General features: G+C 37.5%; 20 protein-coding genes. 6 read left to right on the top strand and 14 right to left on the bottom strand.

Going from position 1 to position 23,113, the window contains the following annotated elements:
• The first annotated feature begins 18 nt into the window (after positions 1-18).
• Complete coding sequence (locus tag ACOXY8_RS00320; RefSeq protein WP_458329558.1) at positions 19-1,581, top strand: ArnT family glycosyltransferase; 1,563 nt, start codon at positions 19-21, stop codon at positions 1,579-1,581.
• Positions 1,582-1,583: 2 nt separating this feature from the next.
• On the opposite strand, the gene ACOXY8_RS00315 is transcribed toward ACOXY8_RS00320, so the two are convergent.
• From ACOXY8_RS00315 to holA, 10 genes are all read right to left on the bottom strand, one after another.
• Positions 1,584-2,234 (bottom strand): phosphatase PAP2 family protein, encoded by a 651-nt coding sequence (locus ACOXY8_RS00315; RefSeq protein WP_458329557.1) that lies wholly within the window; start codon positions 2,232-2,234, stop codon positions 1,584-1,586.
• A 3-nt stretch (positions 2,235-2,237) separates the two neighbouring features.
• Positions 2,238-2,897: a tRNA (guanosine(46)-N7)-methyltransferase TrmB gene (gene trmB, locus ACOXY8_RS00310; protein WP_458329556.1), complete on the bottom strand. Its 660-nt coding sequence runs from the start codon at positions 2,895-2,897 to the stop codon at positions 2,238-2,240.
• Positions 2,869-4,188 carry a bifunctional folylpolyglutamate synthase/dihydrofolate synthase gene (locus tag ACOXY8_RS00305; RefSeq protein WP_458329555.1) on the bottom strand — a complete coding sequence of 440 codons (1,320 nt, stop codon included), beginning with the start codon at positions 4,186-4,188 and terminating at the stop codon, positions 2,869-2,871. Before ACOXY8_RS00305 ends, trmB begins: the two co-directional genes overlap by 29 nt.
• A gap of 13 nt (positions 4,189-4,201) precedes the next feature.
• A complete protein-coding gene (locus tag ACOXY8_RS00300) occupies positions 4,202-5,176 on the bottom strand; it encodes a hypothetical protein (protein ID WP_458329554.1) in 975 nt (324 codons plus the stop codon).
• Between the two features lies 1 nt (position 5,177).
• Entirely contained in the window at positions 5,178-5,567 is a 390-nt protein-coding gene (locus tag ACOXY8_RS00295; RefSeq protein WP_458329553.1) for an ExbD/TolR family protein, read from the bottom strand.
• A gap of 1 nt (position 5,568) precedes the next feature.
• On the bottom strand, positions 5,569-6,252 hold the full coding sequence (locus ACOXY8_RS00290; protein ID WP_458329552.1) for a MotA/TolQ/ExbB proton channel family protein: 684 nt from the start codon (positions 6,250-6,252) through the stop codon (positions 5,569-5,571).
• Between the two features lie 3 nt (positions 6,253-6,255).
• A complete protein-coding gene (locus ACOXY8_RS00285) occupies positions 6,256-6,966 on the bottom strand; it encodes a hypothetical protein (RefSeq protein ID WP_458329551.1) in 711 nt (236 codons plus the stop codon).
• Between the two features lie 52 nt (positions 6,967-7,018).
• Complete coding sequence (locus ACOXY8_RS00280; RefSeq protein WP_458329550.1) at positions 7,019-8,767, bottom strand: hypothetical protein; 1,749 nt, start codon at positions 8,765-8,767, stop codon at positions 7,019-7,021.
• Positions 8,754-11,768 (bottom strand): tetratricopeptide repeat protein, encoded by a 3,015-nt coding sequence (locus ACOXY8_RS00275; RefSeq protein ID WP_458329549.1) that lies wholly within the window; start codon positions 11,766-11,768, stop codon positions 8,754-8,756. Before ACOXY8_RS00275 ends, ACOXY8_RS00280 begins: the two co-directional genes overlap by 14 nt.
• Before the next feature lie 84 nt (positions 11,769-11,852).
• Positions 11,853-12,875 carry a DNA polymerase III subunit delta gene (gene holA, locus ACOXY8_RS00270; protein ID WP_458329548.1) on the bottom strand — a complete coding sequence of 341 codons (1,023 nt, stop codon included), beginning with the start codon at positions 12,873-12,875 and terminating at the stop codon, positions 11,853-11,855.
• 129 nt (positions 12,876-13,004) lie between these two features.
• Between holA and ACOXY8_RS00265 the strand changes: the two genes are divergently transcribed.
• Positions 13,005-13,721: a tetratricopeptide repeat protein gene (locus ACOXY8_RS00265; RefSeq protein WP_458329547.1), complete on the top strand. Its 717-nt coding sequence runs from the start codon at positions 13,005-13,007 to the stop codon at positions 13,719-13,721.
• Between the two features lie 38 nt (positions 13,722-13,759).
• Here ACOXY8_RS00265 and ACOXY8_RS00260 read toward each other — a convergent pair whose 3' ends face one another.
• The 3 genes from ACOXY8_RS00260 to ACOXY8_RS00250 all read right to left on the bottom strand — a co-directional run bounded on the left by ACOXY8_RS00260 (position 13,760) and on the right by ACOXY8_RS00250 (position 16,223).
• Positions 13,760-14,569 (bottom strand): universal stress protein, encoded by an 810-nt coding sequence (locus ACOXY8_RS00260; RefSeq protein ID WP_458329546.1) that lies wholly within the window; start codon positions 14,567-14,569, stop codon positions 13,760-13,762.
• A gap of 81 nt (positions 14,570-14,650) precedes the next feature.
• Positions 14,651-15,574 carry a 2-hydroxyacid dehydrogenase gene (locus tag ACOXY8_RS00255; protein WP_458329545.1) on the bottom strand — a complete coding sequence of 308 codons (924 nt, stop codon included), beginning with the start codon at positions 15,572-15,574 and terminating at the stop codon, positions 14,651-14,653.
• A 40-nt stretch (positions 15,575-15,614) separates the two neighbouring features.
• Positions 15,615-16,223: a DNA-3-methyladenine glycosylase gene (locus ACOXY8_RS00250; protein ID WP_458329544.1), complete on the bottom strand. Its 609-nt coding sequence runs from the start codon at positions 16,221-16,223 to the stop codon at positions 15,615-15,617.
• A 190-nt stretch (positions 16,224-16,413) separates the two neighbouring features.
• Between ACOXY8_RS00250 and ACOXY8_RS00245 the strand changes: the two genes are divergently transcribed.
• Positions 16,414-17,268, top strand: coding sequence for a DUF2911 domain-containing protein (locus ACOXY8_RS00245; protein WP_458329543.1), 855 nt, complete (start codon positions 16,414-16,416; stop codon positions 17,266-17,268).
• 101 nt (positions 17,269-17,369) lie between these two features.
• On the opposite strand, the gene ACOXY8_RS00240 is transcribed toward ACOXY8_RS00245, so the two are convergent.
• A complete protein-coding gene (locus ACOXY8_RS00240; protein ID WP_458329542.1) occupies positions 17,370-18,518 on the bottom strand; it encodes a DUF4221 family protein in 1,149 nt (382 codons plus the stop codon).
• Between the two features lie 353 nt (positions 18,519-18,871).
• On the opposite strand from ACOXY8_RS00240, the gene ACOXY8_RS00235 reads away from it, so the two are divergent.
• The 3 genes from ACOXY8_RS00235 to ACOXY8_RS00225 all read left to right on the top strand — a co-directional run bounded on the left by ACOXY8_RS00235 (position 18,872) and on the right by ACOXY8_RS00225 (position 23,071).
• Positions 18,872-20,113, top strand: a complete 1,242-nt coding sequence (locus tag ACOXY8_RS00235; RefSeq protein ID WP_458329541.1) for a DEAD/DEAH box helicase — start codon at positions 18,872-18,874, stop codon at positions 20,111-20,113.
• 260 nt (positions 20,114-20,373) lie between these two features.
• Complete coding sequence (locus ACOXY8_RS00230) at positions 20,374-22,764, top strand: 7TM diverse intracellular signaling domain-containing protein (protein ID WP_458329540.1); 2,391 nt, start codon at positions 20,374-20,376, stop codon at positions 22,762-22,764.
• Between the two features lie 25 nt (positions 22,765-22,789).
• Positions 22,790-23,071, top strand: a complete 282-nt coding sequence (locus ACOXY8_RS00225; protein WP_458329539.1) for a GNAT family N-acetyltransferase — start codon at positions 22,790-22,792, stop codon at positions 23,069-23,071.
• The last annotated feature ends 42 nt before the right edge of the window (positions 23,072-23,113 follow it).

Raw genomic sequence — 23,113 nt, 5'->3', positions numbered from 1 at the left:
TTGGCATTAATTCAAAGAATGAAAAATACGTATTTCTATCTTCTTTTGTTCCTCATCAGCTTTATTGTTCTGTCATATAATGCGGGAGGATTGATGCTTTACTCCTTAGATGAAGCTAAAAATGCAGAAGCAGCAAGGGAAATGCTTGAACAAGGTGAATGGGTAGTTCCTACTTTCAATTATGAATTGCGCACTGATAAACCTCCCGCTCATTATTATTTCATGATGCTCTCCTACTCCATTTTTGGAGTGAACGAATGGGCTGCTCGTTTTTTTTCAGCAATAATGGGTTCAGCTACCATTCTCTTGACTTTTTGGTTTGGCGCTAGATATTTCAATAGACAAACTGGCGTATGGGCGGCAATGGCACTTTTAGCCTCTTTGCATTTCAATATACAGTTCCATATGTCTGTGCCCGATCCATACTTGATTTGCTTCTTCACAGCTTCACTATTTTTCTTCTATGCATTCTGGAATGAACAAAAAAGTAAATTTCTGTGGGCTTTTTACTTATTCATGGCATTGGGAGTCATGAGCAAAGGCCCTGTCGCTATTGCTCTACCAGGCCTAGCCATTTTACTTTTCTTGATTTTCACAAAAAATCTTTCTCTTAAGAAAATATTAAGCTTTAAGCCTTTTCACGGACTGTTATTTATATTGATAATCTGCCTGCCTTGGTACTTGGCAGTGCACTTTCAAACAGATGGACAATGGACACAGGAGTTCTTCTTCAAGCATAATCTCAATCGCTACGCTGCGCCAATGGAAGGTCATGGTGGGATTTTTCTGATCACTCCAATGATCGTACTTGTGGGAATGTTGCCAGCCTCAGCATTTTTTATTCAAAGCTTTAAATTGGCTTGGCAAAGACGAAAAGAGCCGGCGATCCTTTTTGTAAGCATCGTGACGCTAACTGTCGTAGTTTTCTTTTCTACGTCAGGCACAAAGCTTCCAAATTACACTATGCCCTCCTATCCGTTTTTTGCACTTATTTTGGGTTATTACTTTTCTCAAGCAATTAGCAAAAACCAACTTAATAAAATTGCCACCATTTTTCTTACTGTTTTAGGCTTTGCGTTGCCTATTGGAGGATATGTCGTATTGCAAGGAGATAAATATTTAAGCCATATTCCCTTTGTGGCAGCAGCATTTATTCCTTTGGCTTTAGGTGGGATTTTGAGTTTAGTTTATTTGAAAAACCAGAGAATACAGCGGTCGCTTATTACCATTACTTTGAGTTGGATCATTACGGCTTGCTTGTTTTTTGGCTGGGCATATCCCCTAATTGATCAGGAAAATCCTGTGGCTAAGACATTGCCTGAACTAGATTTGGACAAGGACTTTTACCACTACAAAAGGGTGAATGCTGCCTATATATTCTATTTGAAAAAGCCAGTCCCACAGCTCTCTGAAACTGCCGAAATTCAATCTCTAATTGATAGCGGGAAAAGCTTTTACCTGATTACTAGAAGAAGTTATGATGAAGAATTAGCAGGTATTGTTGGGCTTGAGAAAATTTTGGAAGCCAAAGATATTTTCGAAACCCCATTCACTACCATTTATGAGGTGAATGGTAATTGATTCTATTTGTTTAGTAAACCTTTTTGGAGTTTGGGTTTTTCCAATAGAAAAGAGAAAAAGTAATAGGCTATAAGTACAGACATCACACCTAAAATTCCTCCCATCAATGTATCCTCAAAGAAATGAAGCATAAGATAAACTCTACTTAAGCCTACCAAACCGGCGGCAATACCAAAGAACAAATGCCATTTGGTAGCTTTTTGAAAAAGGAAGAAAAGCAAAGCGAAAATTGCAAACCCAGTAGCCGTATGGCCTGATGGAAAGGCATTGTACCCATAAATTTTGACGCCTTCTACAAAGTGCAAATTCATTCCTTCAAAGTATAAGCTAGGACGTAAATCGTCAAAAATTATTCGCTTGGGAATTTGAATAAGTAGCGTCTGAATCAAAATCACAGCTAAAGTTAAAAGCAACCATGAATATCGATAGCAAAGGAAAATTATTCCCAAAACTGCGTATAATCTGCCGTCGCCGAGATAAGTCCAATACTTAAAAAACTGATCGAAAAAAGGATGATGTCTTTCATTTATCCAAAGCTCAATGGCTCCCTTATCATTCATTATCAATACAATAGATACGACTATCAAATAAATCGTCATTGCTATGAATGTAGAAGATTTGATAAATGATAAGATTGTCTTTCTTCTATCCATCAATTATAATAATCTAAATTTCATATACTTAATGTCGTTTCCTTCTGCATGAAACTTAAGCTCATATTTAGTCTTGATGTCGAAATGTTCAGCAAGAAGTGGCGAATTATACAAGTCGAAAGTATATTCTAAATCGGCGATACCGGGATAATCCTTTAGCACTTCTAGTGTGTATTCAAACAAAGGACCGTTGTCTGTTTTGAAAAATATCCATCCACCAGGCTTAAGAACTTGCTTATACAAATCAAGAAAATTTGGGCTTGTTAATCTACGTTTAATATCACGGTCACGTGGGCGAGGATCTGGAAATGTAATCCAAATCTCAGATACTTCATTTTCGATAAAGTGCTCTTTCAGTAAATCAATTTTGGTTCGGAGGAAAGCGACATTCTCCAAATTATTGTCAATAGCCACAGAGCTTCCGTACCAAATTCTAGAGCCTTTTATATCAATACCTATAAAATTTTTATCTGGAAAATGAGGTGCTAAGCCTGTACTATACTCGCCTCTACCGCAAGCGAGCTCTAGCACTAAATCGTTATTATTTTTGAAGTGAGTTTTGGCCCAATTACCTTTTATCGGATTGATTTCTCCATAAGGGAAATCAACAATATTATAGCGGGAGGCATTTTCCTCAAATCGTTTTTTCTTCTGTCGAGCCATTCAATTCATCAATTTCAGCAACCACAAAGGTACTACCTCCAATGAAAATCACATCATCCTTTGTTGCATTCGATTTTGCAGCTCGTATTGCTTCGTTTATATCTTGATAAGCCTCTCCCGACAACTGGAATTTACTGGCTTTTTCACACAATTCTTCAGCTTCCATTGCCCGTGGTATTTGGGCTTGAGTAAAATAATAAGTCGCATCCTTTGGTAATAGATTCAACACACCATCAATATCCTTATCTCTTACCATTCCAATCACAATATGTAGTTTGGCTTTGGGCAAAGCTTTAAGTTGAGCCATTACCATCCTTATTCCGTCTTCATTATGTCCGGTATCACATATTGTCAATGGGGATTCTGAAAGTGTTTGCCAACGGCCTTTTAATCCCGTAAGGCTGGTCACATTTGCGAGCCCATGATGAATTGCTTCTTTAGCAATAGAGAACCCAAGTTTTTGTAATTCATCAATTGCTAATAAAATTCCTGGCAAATTATAAGTTTGATAATCTCCCAGTAATTGAAAAGGAATTACTTCTTTACTATTTGAAGCGAATGTATGAACAGAATAAAGTCCTGATTCTACTTGGTCTAAAAGTTTATCAACCTTATAAATTGTATCTGCAAATTGAATTGGTGAATTGCCTTCCCGAGCCTTCTTTAGAAAAACTTCCTTTGTTTCTGATTGTGTTTGGGAAATTACAACGGGTTTATTTGGCTTAATTATTCCTGCTTTTTCAAAAGCAATTTCTGGTAATGTATTCCCTAAAAACTCCTTATGATCCAAACCGATATTGGTAATTACTGAAAGTAGTGGATCAATTACATTGGTAGAATCTAACCTCCCGCCCATTCCAACTTCTATTACAGCAATATCCACCTGCTCTTTGGCGAAATGATCAAAAGCCATTGCAACAGTCAGCTCAAAGAAGCTAGGCTTTAATTCCTCTATAAATGGCTTATGCTTTTCGACAAACTCAATTACCTTTTCTTCTGGAATTTCTATTCCATTTACCCGGATTCTTTCCGTAAATGATTTCAAATGAGGACTAGTGTAAAGCCCGGTTTTATAACCTGCTGCTTGCAAAACTGCCGCAAGACTATGAGCAGTACTTCCTTTACCATTGGTACCTGCTATATGGACGGTTTTGAATTTACGATGTGGATTGCCCAAATAATTACAAAGGGCAATGGTATTGCTTAGATCTTTTTTAAATGCTGAGGCACCCACTCTTTGAAACATGGGTAATTGACTGTAGAGATACTCTACAACTTCAGTAAAATTCATCTACAAAGATAAATTAACGAGCTCGAAGGATAAAAGTAATTTTGCCGGTAGATGTCGGAGCCGGACGAGTATTGTCGGAAGTCTTGCTAAAACTCAGTTTAGTAACTTCATCTCTATAAATTTTTTCTAATGCCGGACTTATAGATTTTTCGAGGGTTTTTATACCAGTGATATAACCATCAGCATCCACTTTAATTTCAAACACGATCTTTCCGCTTTCATTGGTGTCATCTTTTGGACGAGGAATAAAATCCCACTGCCAACCCGCTAAATCTAGGCTAGTGCCATCACCTCCACCACCTTGGTTTCCATAAAGCGAACGAGCATCAATTGATCCTTTCGGATCGCCTTTGTCACCCTTTACATTTTTGTCATCACCTTGATTATTGGCAGCAGCGGTTTCTGCAGTGCCTTTTTCTCCACCTGCAGCAGTTCCAGTAGTTTTACTCTCAGTTTCTGCCGACTTTTGAGCTTCTGTTTCCTTTTTTACCTCTTTTGGAGGTTCGGTTTTCTTAACAACTTCCTCTACTTTCTCCACCTTTTTCTCTACAACTTCCTCTGTTTTTGTCTCAGCAGCTTTCTCTTCTACTTTTACAGATGCCTCTGTTTGAGTAACAGGAGGAGTTTCAGTTCGAATTGCTTCTGCTTTAGATTCAACTTTTACTTGCTCAACTGGAGTAACTTGCCTTGTTGGTGGCGTAGCAGCTTCCACTTGAGCTTGCTCTATTTTCTGAACTTGGGCGGGAGGTGGAGTATTTGGGCGCGCATCTTCTTCCTGTGAAGGTGATACTCTTTGCGGACTTGTACCCTGAACATCGCCGGATCCTTGCTGATCTAAACCGAAATTCAATTCAATACCATATTCCGGAAGTGGAGGATTTGGCTCTCTCCAAGCTAAGAGGAAAAGGAATAGTATGACTAATGCGGCATGAAGACTGCCACTCATTATCATTGCTACTCGTTTATTTTTCTTTTCCTTTTCAGTCATCTTATTCGGGTCTAGTTGCGAGAGTTACTTTAGCTTCTAGGCTAGTGGCAATTCCTGCAATTCTTACTACATGTTCTACCGGAACGGATTTATCAGCATGTAAAACTACCACTCCTTCTTTACCTAACAATTCCTTACCCAATTCCCGTTCCAAATCATTAATATTGATTTTTCTATCATTCAGATAATATTCTAAATCCTTGGTAATAGTTACACTCACTTTTTGCATTACAATGGTAGAAGCCTGACTAGAAGGTAAAGATACGGGTAAACCAGATGGAGTGACAAATGAGGCGGTAAGCATAAAAAAGATCAATAACAGAAATATAATATCCGTCATTGATGACATGCTGAATGCTGAATCGACCTTATATTTTGATTTGAAATCCATATTATCTTGGTTCTTGGAGCAAGTCTATAAAATCAATAGATGTATATTCCATTTTGTGAATGACCTTTTGCATCTGCGATACTAAATAGTTGTATCCCAAGTAAGCTATTATACCAACAACCAAGCCAGTAGCTGTGGTTACCATTGCTTCATAAATACCCGTAGAGAGAAGTTTGGGACTAACCGAACCTTCTTCCTGTGCAATGGCGATAAATGCCTGAATCATACCCGTTACAGTTCCCAAAAAGCCTGTCATTGGCGCAGCTCCTGCAATGGTTGCTAATACACCCATGTTCTTCTCCAGCTTGTAAACTTCAATTTTACCTACATTCTCAATGGCAACTTCAATATTTTTCAAGGGCTGCCCAATTCGGCTAAGTCCCTTTTCAATCATCTTGGCCATGGGCGATTCAGACTGAGCACAAAGCAATCTACCTCCGTTAATATCACCTTGGAGCACCAAATTTTTGATTTTCTCCATGAACTGTGTAGGAGCTTTATCGGCCTGCCTGATAGTTCTAATACGCTCCACGAAGATATATATTGCAACGATTGACATCAGAATGATGGGCACCATCATATAACCACCCTTTGTCAAAAGCTCTAGCAATGAAAGCGTGTTTTCAGTCGATTCAACCGCTGTAGAATCTTCTGCATTTAAAGTTGATAATTGTAGTAGGATCATAGTTTAATATCTCAATACCCAAACGGATTCTCCGAATTTTTGTCTGTAAAAGTTTAGTTGATTTTTGGCTTCATCCAAGGTCGCAAAGCTTGCTGCCGATAGACGGAAATTCTCGTTTCTACCAGCTCTAGGATAAAGTATTGCAATGCTAACGTCATCTGCAAGTAATTTATTACCATCCTCCCGCGCTGCTTCTAATGTAACTACGCTAGCAATTATCATATGATATTCACCTGTTGGCTTTTCAAACTCTTGAAGCTTCATAGCTTCTTGTGTAGCTGAACCAAGTGGTTCAAAGGCTTCGCTACTTTCCAAACTATCTCCTTCTAAAATTGTAACCGTATCTGACTGAACAAACCCCTCACTACCCCAGCCTTCATTATCATTCAGTGTTGTTTTCTCACTCGCATTATTATCTGTAGAAATTGCAGAAGGAGTTATAGCATCGTTCAATGCTTGTTTTGGTTGGAATATATAACCTTCCTCATAAGCGTAATACCCACCTGCAGCAATCACGACTAATACTAAAATCAATCCTATCACTAAATTCCTTGAGCCATTTCCTTTACTCGATCTAGATACTACCTGAGAAGTAGGAACTGTAGGCTCCGAGTCAAAGGATTCCTTTTTCTTTGAAAGTGGTTTGAGATGGATATCCGGCAGTCCAAAATCCACATCTTTAGGTCTATTATATGAAGTACTATCTTCTGACATTCAATAATTATTGCTTTGTAAATCTAATCTAAATTTAGGCTTTGACAATATGCTAAAATCTCCAAATTATTCCACCGGTTATTTGCAAGCCACGAACCGGATAGTTTAGATACCTCTCATAGTTTTTTCCAAGTAAATTATTGCCCATCAAAAACGCTGAAAATTGTGTGTTGATTTTATATTCAAGGTTTAAATTCACATCAATAATATCATCTAAATCAACAATCGTAAAAGGAGGATCCGTACCATCTAGTATGCATTCAAAACAAGTTTCAAATCCAAAATCTGGTGCTTGAATTCCTCCTAGATAATAAATCTGGGAGCTTAAGGTAAAGGAAGGCACAATTTGCCAAGAAAGTATGCTACTCAATTTAAGGTTTGGCATATGCCAAGGAACATCATCTTGCTCCAAAGTGTAGTTGTAATAATCGGCTCGAAGTGACACGGAAACATTTCCTAATCGAGAATAACTAATTTCTCCAAAGCCATTTAAAAGCTGCACATCTCCATTGTAGTAATAAGTTGTATAGCTAAATCTATCTGATGGAACTGATGATAAATTAGTACTTCCTCCAAAAAATGGCATTTGCTCATAAAGACCAAAATCAAAACCAGCATGAAAGCTAAAGCCAGGGTTGAAATAGGCTTTTGCACCACCACCAAAACCAATTTTCTTGATGGTGTTTTGCAGTTCCGTTTTGCCTGAAACAAACATATTTTGATTGCTCAAGCTGTAATAGGTATTCATTTCTACCCCGCCATCTACATTTGCATATACTTTCAATTCATCAAATGGAGCAAACTCAGCATTGGCAAATGGAAATAGGCTCGTTTTACTATTTTCACTGCTATCGGATTGAAGTACAGCCTTAACTCCAGCTTCTATAAGCACTCCACTTGTCTCGAATGAAACAGTTGGTTTCAAGTCGATCAAATTTCTCTTGTAGGTATATTCTCCTTCATAATTGCTTCCCAAAACCCCTGCATACAAATTGAATTTAAAACCTTCAATCAGTTCGGCACCAATCATTCCATTGACTCCATAAGTAGTTTCTGCGACATCAAAAGCATCCCGGTGATTAATTCCAAAGCCTCTGAGCTTGTAATCGATGGGATATTCATCACCAACACTTTCGATTCCTAAATCCACATTTAGCGTTTGAAAGGTTTGTCTAATCGAGTCACGATCTATTTCGAAGCCTTCCGGATAGCCATAGTAATGAAGAAATCTATTACTATATGAAAGCGAACCACTTAATACTTCTGTCCCAGAAAATACTTTACCGTAAATTCTACCTGAAGTTTCTCCATTTCCAGAATTCCTCTCATCTACTGGCCCAAGTAATGAGGATCGATGATTTATTTCTATGCCTGCGGCCAGCTGTTCATTTTCTGTAGAATTGACTGATATTTCAGCTAAAGGACTGAGGAAATTGCCAAAGCCTAATTTCACATGATTATAAAGATTGTCCTCTGTAGTCCGTTCCGGATTTACGCTTGGATATCTCGTTCTGGTTACGGACACTGGAATTTTGAATGGTACATCCACAAAATTATATTGCTGCTTTCCGAATGCCTCACTTATCGCAATTGGTGGAATCTTCTGAAAATTTCGGTTGGCAATTGGCAATGTCAATTCACGCTCCTTGCTGATGACCACTTCAGCAGATTCAATTTCGCCCTCTTTCGTTTCCCACGTTTCTTGGGCATGAGAGTGTTGCAGAAACCCAAATACCAATACACAAGTGACCAAAAGGATTTTTCCGTATACTGAAGCTCTTGCCATATTATTCATTATCATCTGATTCATTTTCGAGCTTATCAATTAACAATAATTTCTCTCTTGCTTCATCCCGAATTTCTCTACTTGGTGAGTTTTCGGATACTGAATTTAATGTTGCTCTAGCCTGTAACCATTCCTTTTGTGCGATATAGTTATCTGCCAACAACAGAAATGACTTACCCAACCATTCTTCATAGCCACCAAATTGATTATTCAAATCGAATAATGTTTCGATTGACTTAGGGTAATTCTTTTCTCTGTATTCAAGTCTAGCTAGTAAATATTGTGCTTCTGCACCGTTTTCATCTTTTGCTGAAGTAAAAGTGTTGAGATAGAAATCCTTTGCAGCAGCAAATTCTTCCCGCCCTTCTGCAGCCTTGCCTAGGAATAAATTTGCCTTGCCTTCAGCATTTGCCGATACACTTCCTTGATCCAAAATTTTCTGTGCATATTCAGTTGTCTTATCGAAATTATTTAGTTGATAATAACTCAACATCATCCCCTCCAATGCAGTGTATTCATCTCTCCTATTTTGTGCTATTTGTAATAACTTGTCGTAATACTCAATGGCTCTTTGAAAATTCTTTAAATCATACTCCAATTCAGCCACTCTATTGATTGCTCTATTCTGCTGAGGAAAAGCAGGCGTATTTGCCAAAATATTGTGTAACTCCAATGACTTCGCAAACTCATTGCTACGATAGTAGGATTCAGCCAAGTAAAATCTCGCTTCCATAATAAATGCACTCTGCGGATATGTCCTCAAAAACTCTTGGAAGGCTGTAATTGCTCGTGGATATTCTAGATTGAAATACAAGGCTTTGCCCGATTCGAACTCTATACTTTCAAGTGCCTGTTTGTCTGGATTAGCATTTCTATATCTTGACAAATAGCGTTGAAAGTCCTGATTACCCGTTTGCGCACTAACTTCCTGCAGACCTAAAATGGCACTACCTGCTGTACGGTGATTCAAATACTTATCGAGAATGGCTTTATAATCGCTCTCGGCTTGAGCATATCGTTGTAAATTCACATTAGAAACTGCTCTATTGAGCAAAGCAAATGGCACCAACGGACTATTCGCTTTTCGTTCGATTAACAAACTGTAGGTTCTTATTGCCTCTTCATAATTTCCATCCTCAAAATCTACCTGACCTAATTGAAGTATAGCATTATCGTGAATTCTGCTCTGTGGATATCTTTTCACAACTATATCTAAATTCTCTTTGGCTGCTAAGCTATTGTTCATATAGCTATAAACCAGGCCTTTTTGATAGTAAGCATAATCAATCTCAGGGTTGTTTTGCTGAATTGCTTTATCATAAGTTCTTACTGCTTCTTGATAATTTTTTCCAACGAAATAGCAATCTGCCAGCCTCAATAAAGCATCATTATAATTGAGCTTATCATCTGCCCTTTCTAATGCTTGAACATAGGTTCTAAACTGAGTTAAGGCTTGTGTATATTCTTTTGTATTGTAAAGTGCATAACCAAGTCCATACGCAGTCTTTAAGCGTAAATCGGCGGGAGGGTTGTTTCTTAATACTTGCTGATATTCCTTGATTGCATCGTCATATCTATTGCCAGTAGAATAGGCTTCTCCAGCCCAAAAATGAGCCTCAGCGACTAATCCTTTATCAATTGGGTTTTCTAGCGATTTCTTAAACAACTGCACCGCCAATGGGAATCGCTGATCATTGAAGTATTCTGTTCCTCTATAGAAAGTCACCTTTTGGTAAACTCGATTAATCCTTTCTGTTCGATTCGGTAAGCCTTCTATATACTCAATGGCTTTTGCATAGTCATTTGTATTAAGCAAAGCTTCAATTATTAAATCATTTGCCTCGCTGATTAAATTACTACCCGGATAATTTCTAGAGAATGCTTCCAGCGTATTGAGTGCATCGCGAAAGCGACCTAATTCAAAACTCACCTTCGCGAAATTAAATGCAGCATTTTCAGCTGCTTCGGGATTAAATGTCATCTTGGAAGCTCTATCAAATGCTGTTATTGCAAATTGAGGATTTTCCTGCTGTATGTATAAGTGGCCTAGATAGTAAGATGCCATTTGGCCTTTCAAATCATTACTGCTTATGGTTTTCAATTGCTCAATGGCCTGTTCTGTATTGCCAACTTGCAAATGAGCATAACCCATTTTGAATCGAATATCGTCGGCAGGGCGAGCTCTTAGTGCAGTTGCATAGGTTTCGAATCGCTCGATTGAGGTGCGATAATCTTTCAGTTGAAAAGAAGCCTCAGCAGAGAGCAGCAAGATCTCTAATCGGCTATTTACTCTTGGAATATCTAATGCTTGAGCCGTATATGTGGCAAGCTCCTGATAATTTTCCTGCTCAGCATAAATTCTTGCCAGATAATATGGCACCTGAATGCGGTAATCCGGATGATTGGCTATTCGCTGTAAATCTTGCTGTGCACGGAAGTAATTTCCATTTTGAAAGGCAACAATGCCTGCATAGAAATACGCACTTTCGGAGTAGCTGCTCCTCCCGCCTTTTACTCGGTCAAAATAGACTAGCGACTGATCTAATTGCTTTTGCTGGTAATAGCTTAAGCCTAATTGATAATTGGCTTTCCCTAATTCCTCATCGCCCAGAATATACAAATCTGCTGAAGTGTAATATTTAATTGCACGTTCGTAATCACCTCTTTCGAAATAATGATTGCCCAATTCAGCAAAAGCTCCTTTGGCTAATGGGTGTTCAGGAAACTTATTTGCAAATTCCTCAACCTTGGTGTCGCTTCCCAAATTTTCAAGAAATAAACCACTATAAGCAATATAAAATTCTGCTTCATCACGACGTGCACTTTCGCCAGTGGTTTGTGCATAATTCTCAAAAGCCTCACGTGCAGCACCATATTGCTTGTTATTCATTAACTGCAAACCTTTTGCAAATAGCTTTTCGCTCTCAGCTGTAGCCAGTTGATCCTGTGCAAAGCCTTGGCTTGCCACACCAATAACAAGACTTAATATGATTATTATTCGATTTTTGATATTCACAATATTGTTAACTTAATTCTAAATGCATTTAGTATAAATAGAAGACGTATGAACAGCTAAAAAACGTTGCATTTGCGATTTTATTTAATGCATCAATTTATAAACTAATTCTTTTAGAATTTCTCCATCCGTCATATTGCTGGTCGTTACACCCTTTGTTTGCAAATCAGCCTCCCGCAAATAATGAATATTCCGAAGTGCCTTAGCCAATGGATGCTTCTCAGCAGCAACTCTGTATTCCCTTAAAAAAAATGGATTAATACTTAAAAGTGATGATAAATCTCTGTCTGCTTTGGATGGACTGCGATGAAATAAAACGATCTTATTGAAATAAGTGAATAGTGTAATAATGACTGGAATAGCCGGATAGTTTTTTGGATTGGCTGCAAAAAAATTCACAATCCGAAAGGCCTTTTCTACCTCCAAAAATCCAACGGCCTTTTGGAGCTCAAATACATTGTACTCTTTGCTGATACCCACATATCGCTGCACATGTGCTTCAGTTATTTTCTCATCCTCTTTTAGGTTAATTAGTATTTTGTTGATTTCACCTGAAATACGATCGAGATTATTTCCAATATATTCAGCAATAACTCTTGTAGCAGCAATATCAATTTTCCGTCCTCTACTCGCCACATAGCTTTCGATGAAATCCGGCAATTTGTTATCGTAAATTTTACCACTTTCAACAACTACGGCATGCTCATAAATCGTCTTGGAAATAGACTTCCGCTTGTCTAAGGACTTATGCTTATGGCAAAAAACTAAGATGGTAGAAGCAAGCGGTTCTTTCAAATAAGCCATCAGCATGGCGATTTTATCTTCCTTTTTGAAGTCCTGTATTTCTTGCGCTTCCTTCACAATGACAACTTGTCGTTCGGCCATCATAGGATAGCGTCTTGCATTGTTCAATACGGCGGCAAAATCAACATCCTTTCCATAAAGTACTACTTGATTAAACCCTCTTTCGTGCTCAGGCAATGCATGATTTTCTATGTAGTCGGCTACTTGGTCGATGTAGAATGACTCTTCACCTTGGAGAAAATAAACAGGTGCAAACTTACCTGCTTTAATATCTTTAATTACAGCTTCTGGACTTTGCTTCATAGCTATTGCGAATATACAAGAAGAAAGCGGGAGGAATGGGTTTTATTACAAATTTTTGGATGGGCAATCAGAAAGAAAGAATTTTGCAAATAAATCGAACTCAAAAGAGACCCTACAGTTCTATAAGCAATGGACAGAGAACAAGCATTATTATCGCAAGCCAATCAATTATGCCAGGAAGAGCAATTCGAAAAAGCACTTTCAATTTTCGATGAAATCCTAATCAGCAATGTCGATTTTAGCAAAGCAAGATATAGCCGCGCCAAAGCATTTTTCAAACTTCAGCGATTTGAAGAATGTCTGGCAGATTTTGAAATTTTAATCCAACAGCATCCATCAGATGCACATATTTTGAGTGAGCGAGCTGTAGCCTATTTACTGACTAGTCAAGGTGAATTGGCTCTTACGGATTTGAATAACGCTGCTGAATTAGAGCCAAATAATCCATACCGCTATGCGAGCCGTGCTTTTGTTAAAGATAAATTGGGCGATTACTATGGAGCAATTGCAGATTATGAAAAAGCCATAGAACTAGATCCGGAAGATGCAATTTCCTATAACAACAAAGGCTTGGTAGAAGAGAAATTAGGATGGAAAGAAAAATCAGAAGAGAGTTTTGCCAAAGCAGATAAAAAAGATCCTGCCAAGAAAGCTCAAGTACAATCAGATAACAAGGCTGAATTTATCGCCAAAAATGAGCGGGAGGAAGTACCAAGTCCAAAGCAAGCTGTAACAAAACCCAAAGCCTCTGACTACATCAACGTGATGTGGGAAACTATTTCTACCAAAAAAGGATGGAAAGAATTTGGTGATTTTTGGCGCCAGAAATTGGGAAATAAGTCTTAAATCCTATTTCCCTTATTATCCTACAGTGAGTGGCTATACTACGCTTTAGATTTGAAAATCAGTATTGGGAATTTGGCAAAATATACCATTTCTCTAGTAACACTCCTATCAAATATTCTCGCCAAGAAATTACTCTCATGTGCCAAAAGCACTAGAATATCTGCTTTTTGATCTGTGATAAATTTATCTAATGCATGATCTATTTCTTCCGAACTTTGGATCAATGAAAAGACCATGTTTTTATGATCTACTAGCTCCAATACTTCTGATTTAAAAAGCTCCATTCCAGCCTTATTTACTAAGCCAGCATTGTGAGTTACGTTCACCACATGGATAATGGTTTCACTATTGAATTTGCTCTGCAACTTCTGAATAAATTCCTTGTCCTCACTTCGATATTCTGTCGCATAAACAATCTTTTTAAAAGGTTCAAAAGTCACTCCCAAAGGAACGGCAATTACTGGCAACTGGCTAGATTTGATAAGGCGAGAGGTATTACTTCCAAAAAAAGCTTCCTCCACATCGCTTATGCCATTGGTACCCATTATGATAATGTCGAAATCTTTGTCCTTCACAAAATCTGAAATACCACTTGAAGCTTCATCAGGATCATTAACAATGGAGAAATCTATAGGAACACCTTCAATCATTTTGCTTAATTCATCATGCAATGCTTTCAGCTTATTTAGATTGATTTTCTTTTGCTCTTCAGAAAAGGATGCTAGGCTGCTGATTTCCACATGCAACAAATGTATTCTGCCGCTATAAGTTTTTGCATAACGCGCAGCATATTCCATTGCATTGAGTGAGCAATCAGAAAAATCTATTGGACAGAGTATATCGTTCATGGCTTTGGTGGCAGGTTATTTTTGTGAAATTTACTTACAAATTGCTTCTATACAAGAGAATATTTTTTCAGTTAACTTGGTTCAATATCCTTTGGACATATCCACTTGATGTGAAAGTGGTTTATTGTGACGGGCATTATTCAGATTATTAACTACTTGTGGAATAGCTGCTAATGGATTGGTTACGCTGGCAATATGCGGTGTGATAAATACCTCCCGCTTATTCCAAAATGGATGTCTTATATCCAAAGGTTCCTCATTGAATACATCCAAATAAGCTTCAGAAATTATTTCATTTTCAATTGCCCAAATCAAGTCATTTTCAATCAAATGCTTGCCTCTTGCTACATTTATCAAGCAGGTATTTTTATTCATTTTCCTAAACAAATCGCGATTTAAAATCCCTTCTGTTTCCTTAGTAAGTGGAAGTAAACAAACTAATATATTGATTTGACTTAAGAATTCATCCATCTCATTTTCACCATGCAGTGTTGGGATATTATCTATTGATTTAGCTCCTCGTGAGAATCCAATCACATCTATATCAAGTAATTGCAATTTTCTTGCTAAATCTTGACCCAATTGACCAATTCCCAATATCCCTACTTTTACATCAATTTCCGGGTTTTTCATATCCCAAACTCTTTCCTTTTTATCTTCTGCATATTTTAGAAACCTTCTATGAAAATTAAGTACGCAGGTAATAATATACCGAGTCATGGATTTGGCAAGCAAGTCATCCACTATTCGAGTGATGGGAATGCCCACCGGCAAAGCATGATCACGCATAATGTGATCCACACCAGCACCCATTGAGCAAATCATTTTCAAATTTGGGAAATCCTGCAAACAGCCTTCAGGATGATACCAAACAAGAGCGCATTCCACTTCATCAGGCTTGGTAATATTAGGCCAAACTTCAACAGTTTCGCCAGGATATAATTCGGTGAAATGGATAAGCCAAGAATCTACATTTCTTGGAGGCGCAATTATAGCTATTGACATGGTTTACTTAAAATCAAGAATTAAAAAATATGGTTGCAATTTAGCTAAAGGATTTAATGCGGCTAACAAAAGGGTTGCCATCTATATAAAATCGCCAAGGCTTTAGTGCATCTTCTTCTGCATATTCTACGCCAATGCGGGAGGTTTCGATGATTTGTTGCTGATTAAATTCAATTCCATCATCTGCAATCCAAATATCGTTTCCTACCAAATCAGCACCGTACAAATTCTTGGTGATACCCATTGCTTTACTCAATTTGCCTGGACCTGCCGTTATCTTTTTTGCCGTTTTTACTTTCATACGCTCCATCATAATTTCAAGTCCCGCAATGGGTTCAAGAGCACGAATCAGTACTGCATCTGCCCTATCCTGTTGGTTGCTTACGACATTGAACAAATGATACATTCCATAAATCAGATAAACATAGGCTACCCCACCGGCACTATACATTATCTCAGTTCGCTTAGTCCTTCTATTATTATTAGCATGACATGCCTTATCATCCCTCCCGCTATACGCTTCTACTTCCACAATTCTGCCTGAGGTGAATTCTCCATCCACTTGAGTACAAAGTACTTTCCCTAGTAATTGCCTGCTTATTTCTGTAACAGAAGGATTTAAATAAAACTCCTTACTTAATTTCTTCATTTATGTACGCTTTCTACATTGCCTTCAGAAAAATCAATTTAATGCCGAAACTTAGCTAAATTGTGAAGATTTATTTTTGCAAAAATTCACAAGCTCTGAAACGATTTCACACATTTTTTGTATTAGTAATTGTGCTCTCTGAAAAATGTTGGCTTAGATTCTTTTTAAACATATAAAACCAAAAAATAATATGAAAACCATTAAATCATTCTTTTTGGCAGCATTGGCTATTTTATTAGTAGCCGAAAGTCATGCGCAAATTGCCATGCCAGCTCCAAGTCCTACGGCAACTTTAGAACAGAAAATTGGTCTTACTGATTTCACTGTGGTATACTCCAGACCAAGCATGAAAGGTAGAGCCATATTTGGTGAGCTAGTTCCATTTGGCGAAGTATGGCGCACAGGAGCCAATGAACCAACCAAACTGACTTTTGGTGATGCAGTAACAATTGCTGGTAACGATTTGCCGGCTGGTACTTATGCCCTTTATACCATTCCGAATGCAAATGAATGGACGATAATTATCAGTAAAAACACAGAACTATGGGGTAGCATGGGCTATACGGATGCTGATGATGCATTCAGATTTACAGTTCCGGCTCAGCAAGCCAGCCCAACTGTGGAGACTTTTACCATCGATATCGCAAATATCAATATGAGCACAGCACATTTGCGTTTGTCATGGGAAAACACATTGGTGGAATTTCCAATAGTTGCAGAAGTTGACAGCAAAGTGATGGCACAAATCAAAGAACAAGTAATTGATGGTAAATCTGAAAATCCAGGCATATTATTTCAGGCAGGCTCATTCTTGTACGAAAAAGGCGAAGATCTGGGACAGGCATTAGAATGGGTTTCAAAATCAGCTGAAACACAAGCTCAATACTGGGTACTACATTTGAAAGCCAAAATTCAGTATGAATTAAATCAAGATGAAGCCGCTATTGCTACAGCCCAAAAATCTATGGCTCTAGCCAAAGAAGCTAACAACCCCGATTATGTAAGATTGAATGAGAAGTTGATTGCAGAAATAAAGTCAAAATAATCTCTAAAATAAAAATTCAAGGAAAGGTCGATTACTTATGGGTCGACCTTTTTTTGTGGACTCAACTCAATTATATGATCATTGCTAACCATTTTAACTGGTTATTCATAACTAATAGAAAAACTATAACAATAGAACAGTATCTCATTTTCAATTGCCTCAGGTGAATAATCACTCACTGGAGAACACAAGCCTTTGCTGGTGATAAACCATTTGTCTGTTAAACCTAAATCATCAAGCACAACTTCTCCTAATACATTTAAATCTTCATCTAACACTATAACTGAATACTTATTTATCATTACTCGGTATGGATTGTTTGAACTTTGAGAATCATAAAAGTCATGACTTTCAAGCTTGACAATTCGATAATAATAATTTCTGTATTTATCATAGAGTACCTTTTTATAATATCCTAAGGTTGCAGCATCTTCATTCCATCTTTCATCATCAAAGGGTTCAAGGTAGTCTCCAGCCATTTGAACAGTTATATGATCCGATTTTGCCAACTTTTTATCCAAGACCTTTCCTGTTACTAAATCAGTGACATACAAATAATCCTCTGCACCAAAGGAATAAACAAGCTTTCCGTCTGGAGTCAAGGTTCTAGAAACATTCGAATGCGCATAGACATAGTTTCCTTTTTCAAAAATCGGAGAATATTTGGTAGTGAAATTGACTTCTCCTGTTTCCAAATCAATGCTTTGACTTACATAGCCTTGCCAAAATTCCGACATCCCAAGATTCGGAGATGATGGTAAATACACTAGATCTCCTTTAAAAATAGCGTCCTCGCCATAAGGGTTTAGCAAAATGCCATCTATCGAGTTATCCATCGACCATCGATACCGTCTTTTGACTTCTCCTGATTGATTGATATGCCACATAATATAGGAGTATCCATGATAGACATAAACAGAATCAAGACTTTTAACAAAAAAGCCATTAAAACTGGGAATCCCGTTTGGTCCCTGTCTTTCCATTGGAATTTTGTAATCCAACTTTCCACTTTCAAGATCAAAAAACAGTAAAACGGATTTTGCTTTATCACCGTGGATATAATACTCTTTCCCTTTATGATGCCAAATCTGTTGCATCCCTCCACTGGATCTTGTAGTAACCGAATCAATAGAAATACTAATCTTTTCAGCACTATAGGTAATTGGAGCCTTGTATTTTGTATTCGATTTACAAGAAAGAATTGCTACAATAAAAAGGCTCATAATAACCCATCGAAATGATGTACTCAAAACATTATTGGATTTACATTTTCTAACCATCATACAATAGGCATAAACAACCCAAATTTCAGTCTCTATTAAAAATACTCCTTCCAAACAAAAGGCTACTATACTCCAGATTTCAACCCTGAGATTTCTTAACCATAGCCTACGGTTTCAACCGTGGGACTTCAATTTAGAACTCATTCCAATCATTTTAATGATTTATCAAATCTCCATAGCAAATCGCTCCAATATATTCCGGGTACTCAAAAATCATCTCAGAAATAACCTAGAACCAATTATCCATTAATTAATGGTACCTTTGATCCCATTTGTATTCAAAAATGCCATAAAATTCTTGGCGATCAATAATTTATTTCATGCAATTTCAAGAACTTAATCTTTCCCAACCTATTCTAAATGCTTTAATAGAAGAAGGTTATACAAACCCAACTCCTATACAAGAAAAAGCTATCCCAATTGTACTTTCTGGAAAAGATTTGATGGGTGTAGCCCAAACAGGCACAGGTAAAACTGCCGCATTCGCCATTCCAATTATAGAACTCTTAAATAAAAGACCGGGCAAAATTGGTCCTGGTCAAATCAGAAGTTTAATTGTAACCCCTACTAGAGAACTCGCCATACAAATTGACGAGAGTTTTAAAGCCTATGGTAAGAATACTGAGCTCCGCACTACGGTGATTTTTGGTGGAGTAAAGCAATTCAAGCAAGTAAATAGAATAAATAGCGGGATTGATATTCTTGTAGCTACTCCTGGCCGATTGCTTGATTTGATTGGACAAGGGATTATTTCCTTGAGTAAGATTGAGCTATTTGTGTTAGACGAAGCCGACAGAATGTTGGATATGGGTTTTGTGAATGATGTGCGCAAAATCGTAAAACTCCTCCCGCAAAAAAGACAGTCACTATTTTTCTCAGCTACCATGCCACAAGCCATTGTACAATTGGCTAACAGCATTTTGCATAATCCAATGAGAGTGGAAGTAACACCTCCATCTTCTACAGCTGACACAGTGCAGCAGTTTATCTATTTTGTAGATAAAGGCAATAAAATGAAGCTTTTGGTAGATATTCTTAACGAAAAGGACATTCCAACTGCACTAGTTTTTACCCGAACCAAGCACGGTGCAGATAAGGTCGTTCGATTTTTGAAAAAGAGCAATATCACAGCCGAAGCTATTCATGGAAATAAAGAGCAAAATGCAAGGCAAAGGGCTTTGGCCAACTTTAAAGCGCAAACCACAAGAGTCCTTGTAGCAACCGACATTGCCTCTCGAGGTATCGATATTGACGATTTGCAATTCGTAGTCAATTTTGAATTACCAAATATCTCAGAAACCTACGTTCACCGAATTGGGCGAACTGGCAGAGCTGGTAAAAATGGAATTGCCTTATCTTTTTGCGACGCAAGTGAAAAACCATATCTGAAAGATATTGAAAAGCTTATTTCCAAATCGATTGCTGTCATCAAAGATCATCCATATCCGCTGATGAATCATGAAGTAGAACCTGCGCCAAAACAGAAGCAGAAAAGACCTGCAAATAGAAATCAAGGTACAGGTGGTGAAAAACCTCAAGGACAAAAAAGAAGGAGATACTAATCCCATTGTAAATTCTTTGCTTAAGTGATTTTCCAAAGAGGCGGGAGGAATAGAAATTATCATTCTATGAGTAAAAGGTGAATATTAACAAGAAACTCACCTTCCATCATAATTCCTTCCGCTTTTTGAAAATAATATAGGAGATTAACAATTATAAACTTTCGAGGTTGTAGCAGTTACAATCTATTGATGGTTTTTAGTCGTATATGTAGAAGCCTATGTCAATCGAATCACAAAAAGTGCTGTAAAACCTTAAGCAAATGATACGCCTCTGTTTCACAATCTTGCTATCAGTATTTATTTCGCAGGCTTCTGCGCAATTCATCGTCCAATCTGATAATCAGGTAGAGAAACAATCGCTTCATGAGTTTGCAACAATTGCAGATGTAGGTTTAGTTGAATTAAGCCTTGAAGATTTCTTAGCAAGAAAAAATGAGTTTCAGTTTAGCAAACTTACTGGAGCCAATACCAATGTAGGTTTCACCAAAAATTACTACTGGCTAGATTTTGCTATAAAAAATGAAACTGCTCAAAAGCAATACTATATTTTAGAAACGGCAAGGCCAATTACGGATCTGGTGGATTTATACCTCGTAGATGGAAATGGTAAAATATCTATCCAGAAAAGTGGCGATAATATGCCATTTGATAATAGAAGTGTTGAACACCGTAAAAGTATCTTCGAAGTAGAAATAGAACCGGGAGAAACGCTCCAAGCCTATTTGCACTTGGGTAGTGACGGCGAAGTAATTAACCTCCCGCTTATTTTATATTCCAATCTGGAATTTCTCAAAACCACTTATTTAGACCAATTGGTTTTTGGCTTCTTTTACGGAATTCTTGCTTTAGCTGCAATCACTTACCTCTTCTTCTTTTTTGCTTTACGAGAAAAAAGCTTCTTGTATTATAGCTTATATGTAATTTCAATTGGTCTAATGCAATTCGCATTAGATGGCTATTTCTATCAATACCTTACGCCTGATGGTGGTTGGCTTTCATTGCGAGCTGTAATTTTATTTGCTGGCATTTCCACCTTCTTCCTTGGACGATATTCACAGCTCTTTTTGAATATAAAGCAGCATAGTCCATTTTTTCAAAAAACATACTATGGCTTTTTCGTATTTGTAGGCTTAGCCATTTTTGGTACGCTATTTATTCCTGCTTTTCTCGAGTTTTCCTATCCTGTAGCCAATGCCCTTGGATTAATTCTCTTAGGAATAATAATCGGCGCCATTGTGAATTTACGCCTCAAAAAAGTAAAAGTCGATGGCTTCTTTATCACTGGTATTGCCTTTTTAGTATTGGGCTTTGTCATTTTTATACTCAATAACTTCAGTGTAATCGAAAATTCCTTTTGGACAGAAAATAGTCCCAAGTTTGGAACTGGACTCGAGATAATATTCCTATCCCTTTCTATGGGCAATAGAATTCGGCAATTGAGAAGTGAAAAGGAAGAAATGCAGGCACTTGCCTTACAAAAAGCTGAGGAAATGAATGAGCATAAATCCTATTTCCTTTCTAATATGAGTCATGAATTGCGTACACCATTGAATGCGATTATGAGCATGGCTGCAGAACTTTCACGAGAGGCTAAAGACGATGAAACCAGAAGAAATGCTGATGTAATAAAATATGCTTCGATCGGTTTGCTTAGTTCTGTGAATGATATTCTTGATTTTTCGCAAATAGAAAAAGGGCAGCTAAACTTGGACATTATTCAATTTGAGCCAAGAAAGATGCTGAAGGTAATTGAGAAAAATGCTCAACAACAAGCAAAAGAAAAAGGCTTGGAATTTATTTTTACTATTGATGATGAATTACCCAATGAATTACTTGGAGACCCATTAAGGCTTGCGCAAATAATCAATAATGTATTGAATAATGCTATCAAGTTTACACTCGAAGGATTTGTGCATTTCGACTTGCAAGTCCGAAAAAATGCAGGAGGAACAAAGGCTACAGTAGAAATTAACATTAGCGACTCTGGTGTTGGCATTCCAGAATCAAAAATCGAAACCATATTTAATTTATTTACGCAGGAGCGAATTGATGATAAGCGTAAATTCGGTGGTGTTGGGCTTGGCTTAAGCATCGTGAAATCACTGGTGGATTTACATGGTGGTAAAATTGAAATCACAAGTAAACAACATGTAGGCACTCAATGCAAAATTTTGCTTGACTATGAAATACCTCTCCATGAAACCAAATTGGAAACAACCACTTACTTGCAGAAGGACTTCAAAGAATTGGGAAATATTTCCATTTTGGTAGTGGAAGACAATCCGATTAATCAGATGGTCATTAAAATTATTGCCAAGAATTGGGAGGATTGCGAAGTCCAATTTGCCAATAATGGCGAAGAAGGGCTTACGCTTTTAGCTCAAAATGATTTTGATATAGTGTTAATGGATTTACAAATGCCTGTAATGGATGGTTACGAAACTACTCTCTCCATTCGTAATGGTAGTGTAGGGAAACATAAAATACACATCCCTATCATTGCGGTTACAGCTGATGTGATGGAAACTACAAGGCAGAGAGTTTTCACAATTGGCATGGATGATTATATGAGTAAGCCTGTGGATGCAGAAGAGCTCAGAAGTAAAATTATGAAGTTGCTAATAGAGCGAAAACAGCGATCGGCCAGCTAAAAAATTCTAAATACTGAGCAAAGAGATGAATGTAAAGCATACAAAAAATGGTAAAAAAGGATCATTTGATCTTTATGATAATGAGCATAAAATTGGTGAAATGACTTATGTGTGGGCTGGTGAAAACAAGTTCATCATTGACCATACTGAGATAAACCCAAATTATGCCGGAGAAGGACTTGGTAAAATACTGTTAGAAGAAGCGGTAAAATTTGCTCGTGAATCAAAAGTAAAAATCCTCCCGCTTTGCCCTTATACTAAAAAGCAACTCAATAAATCTGATGAATATTCAGACGTTCTTTTTTAATCGATCCAATAGTTAATTACGCTATTCTCAGAAAACTCAATC

This window comes from Peijinzhouia sedimentorum (genome assembly GCF_049340005.1).
In the GTDB taxonomy this organism is placed as follows: domain Bacteria; phylum Bacteroidota; class Bacteroidia; order Cytophagales; family Cyclobacteriaceae; genus CAXBDP01.
The sequence above is the reverse complement of the archived record's forward strand: the minus strand, read 5'-3'. Positions and strand labels throughout refer to the sequence as shown.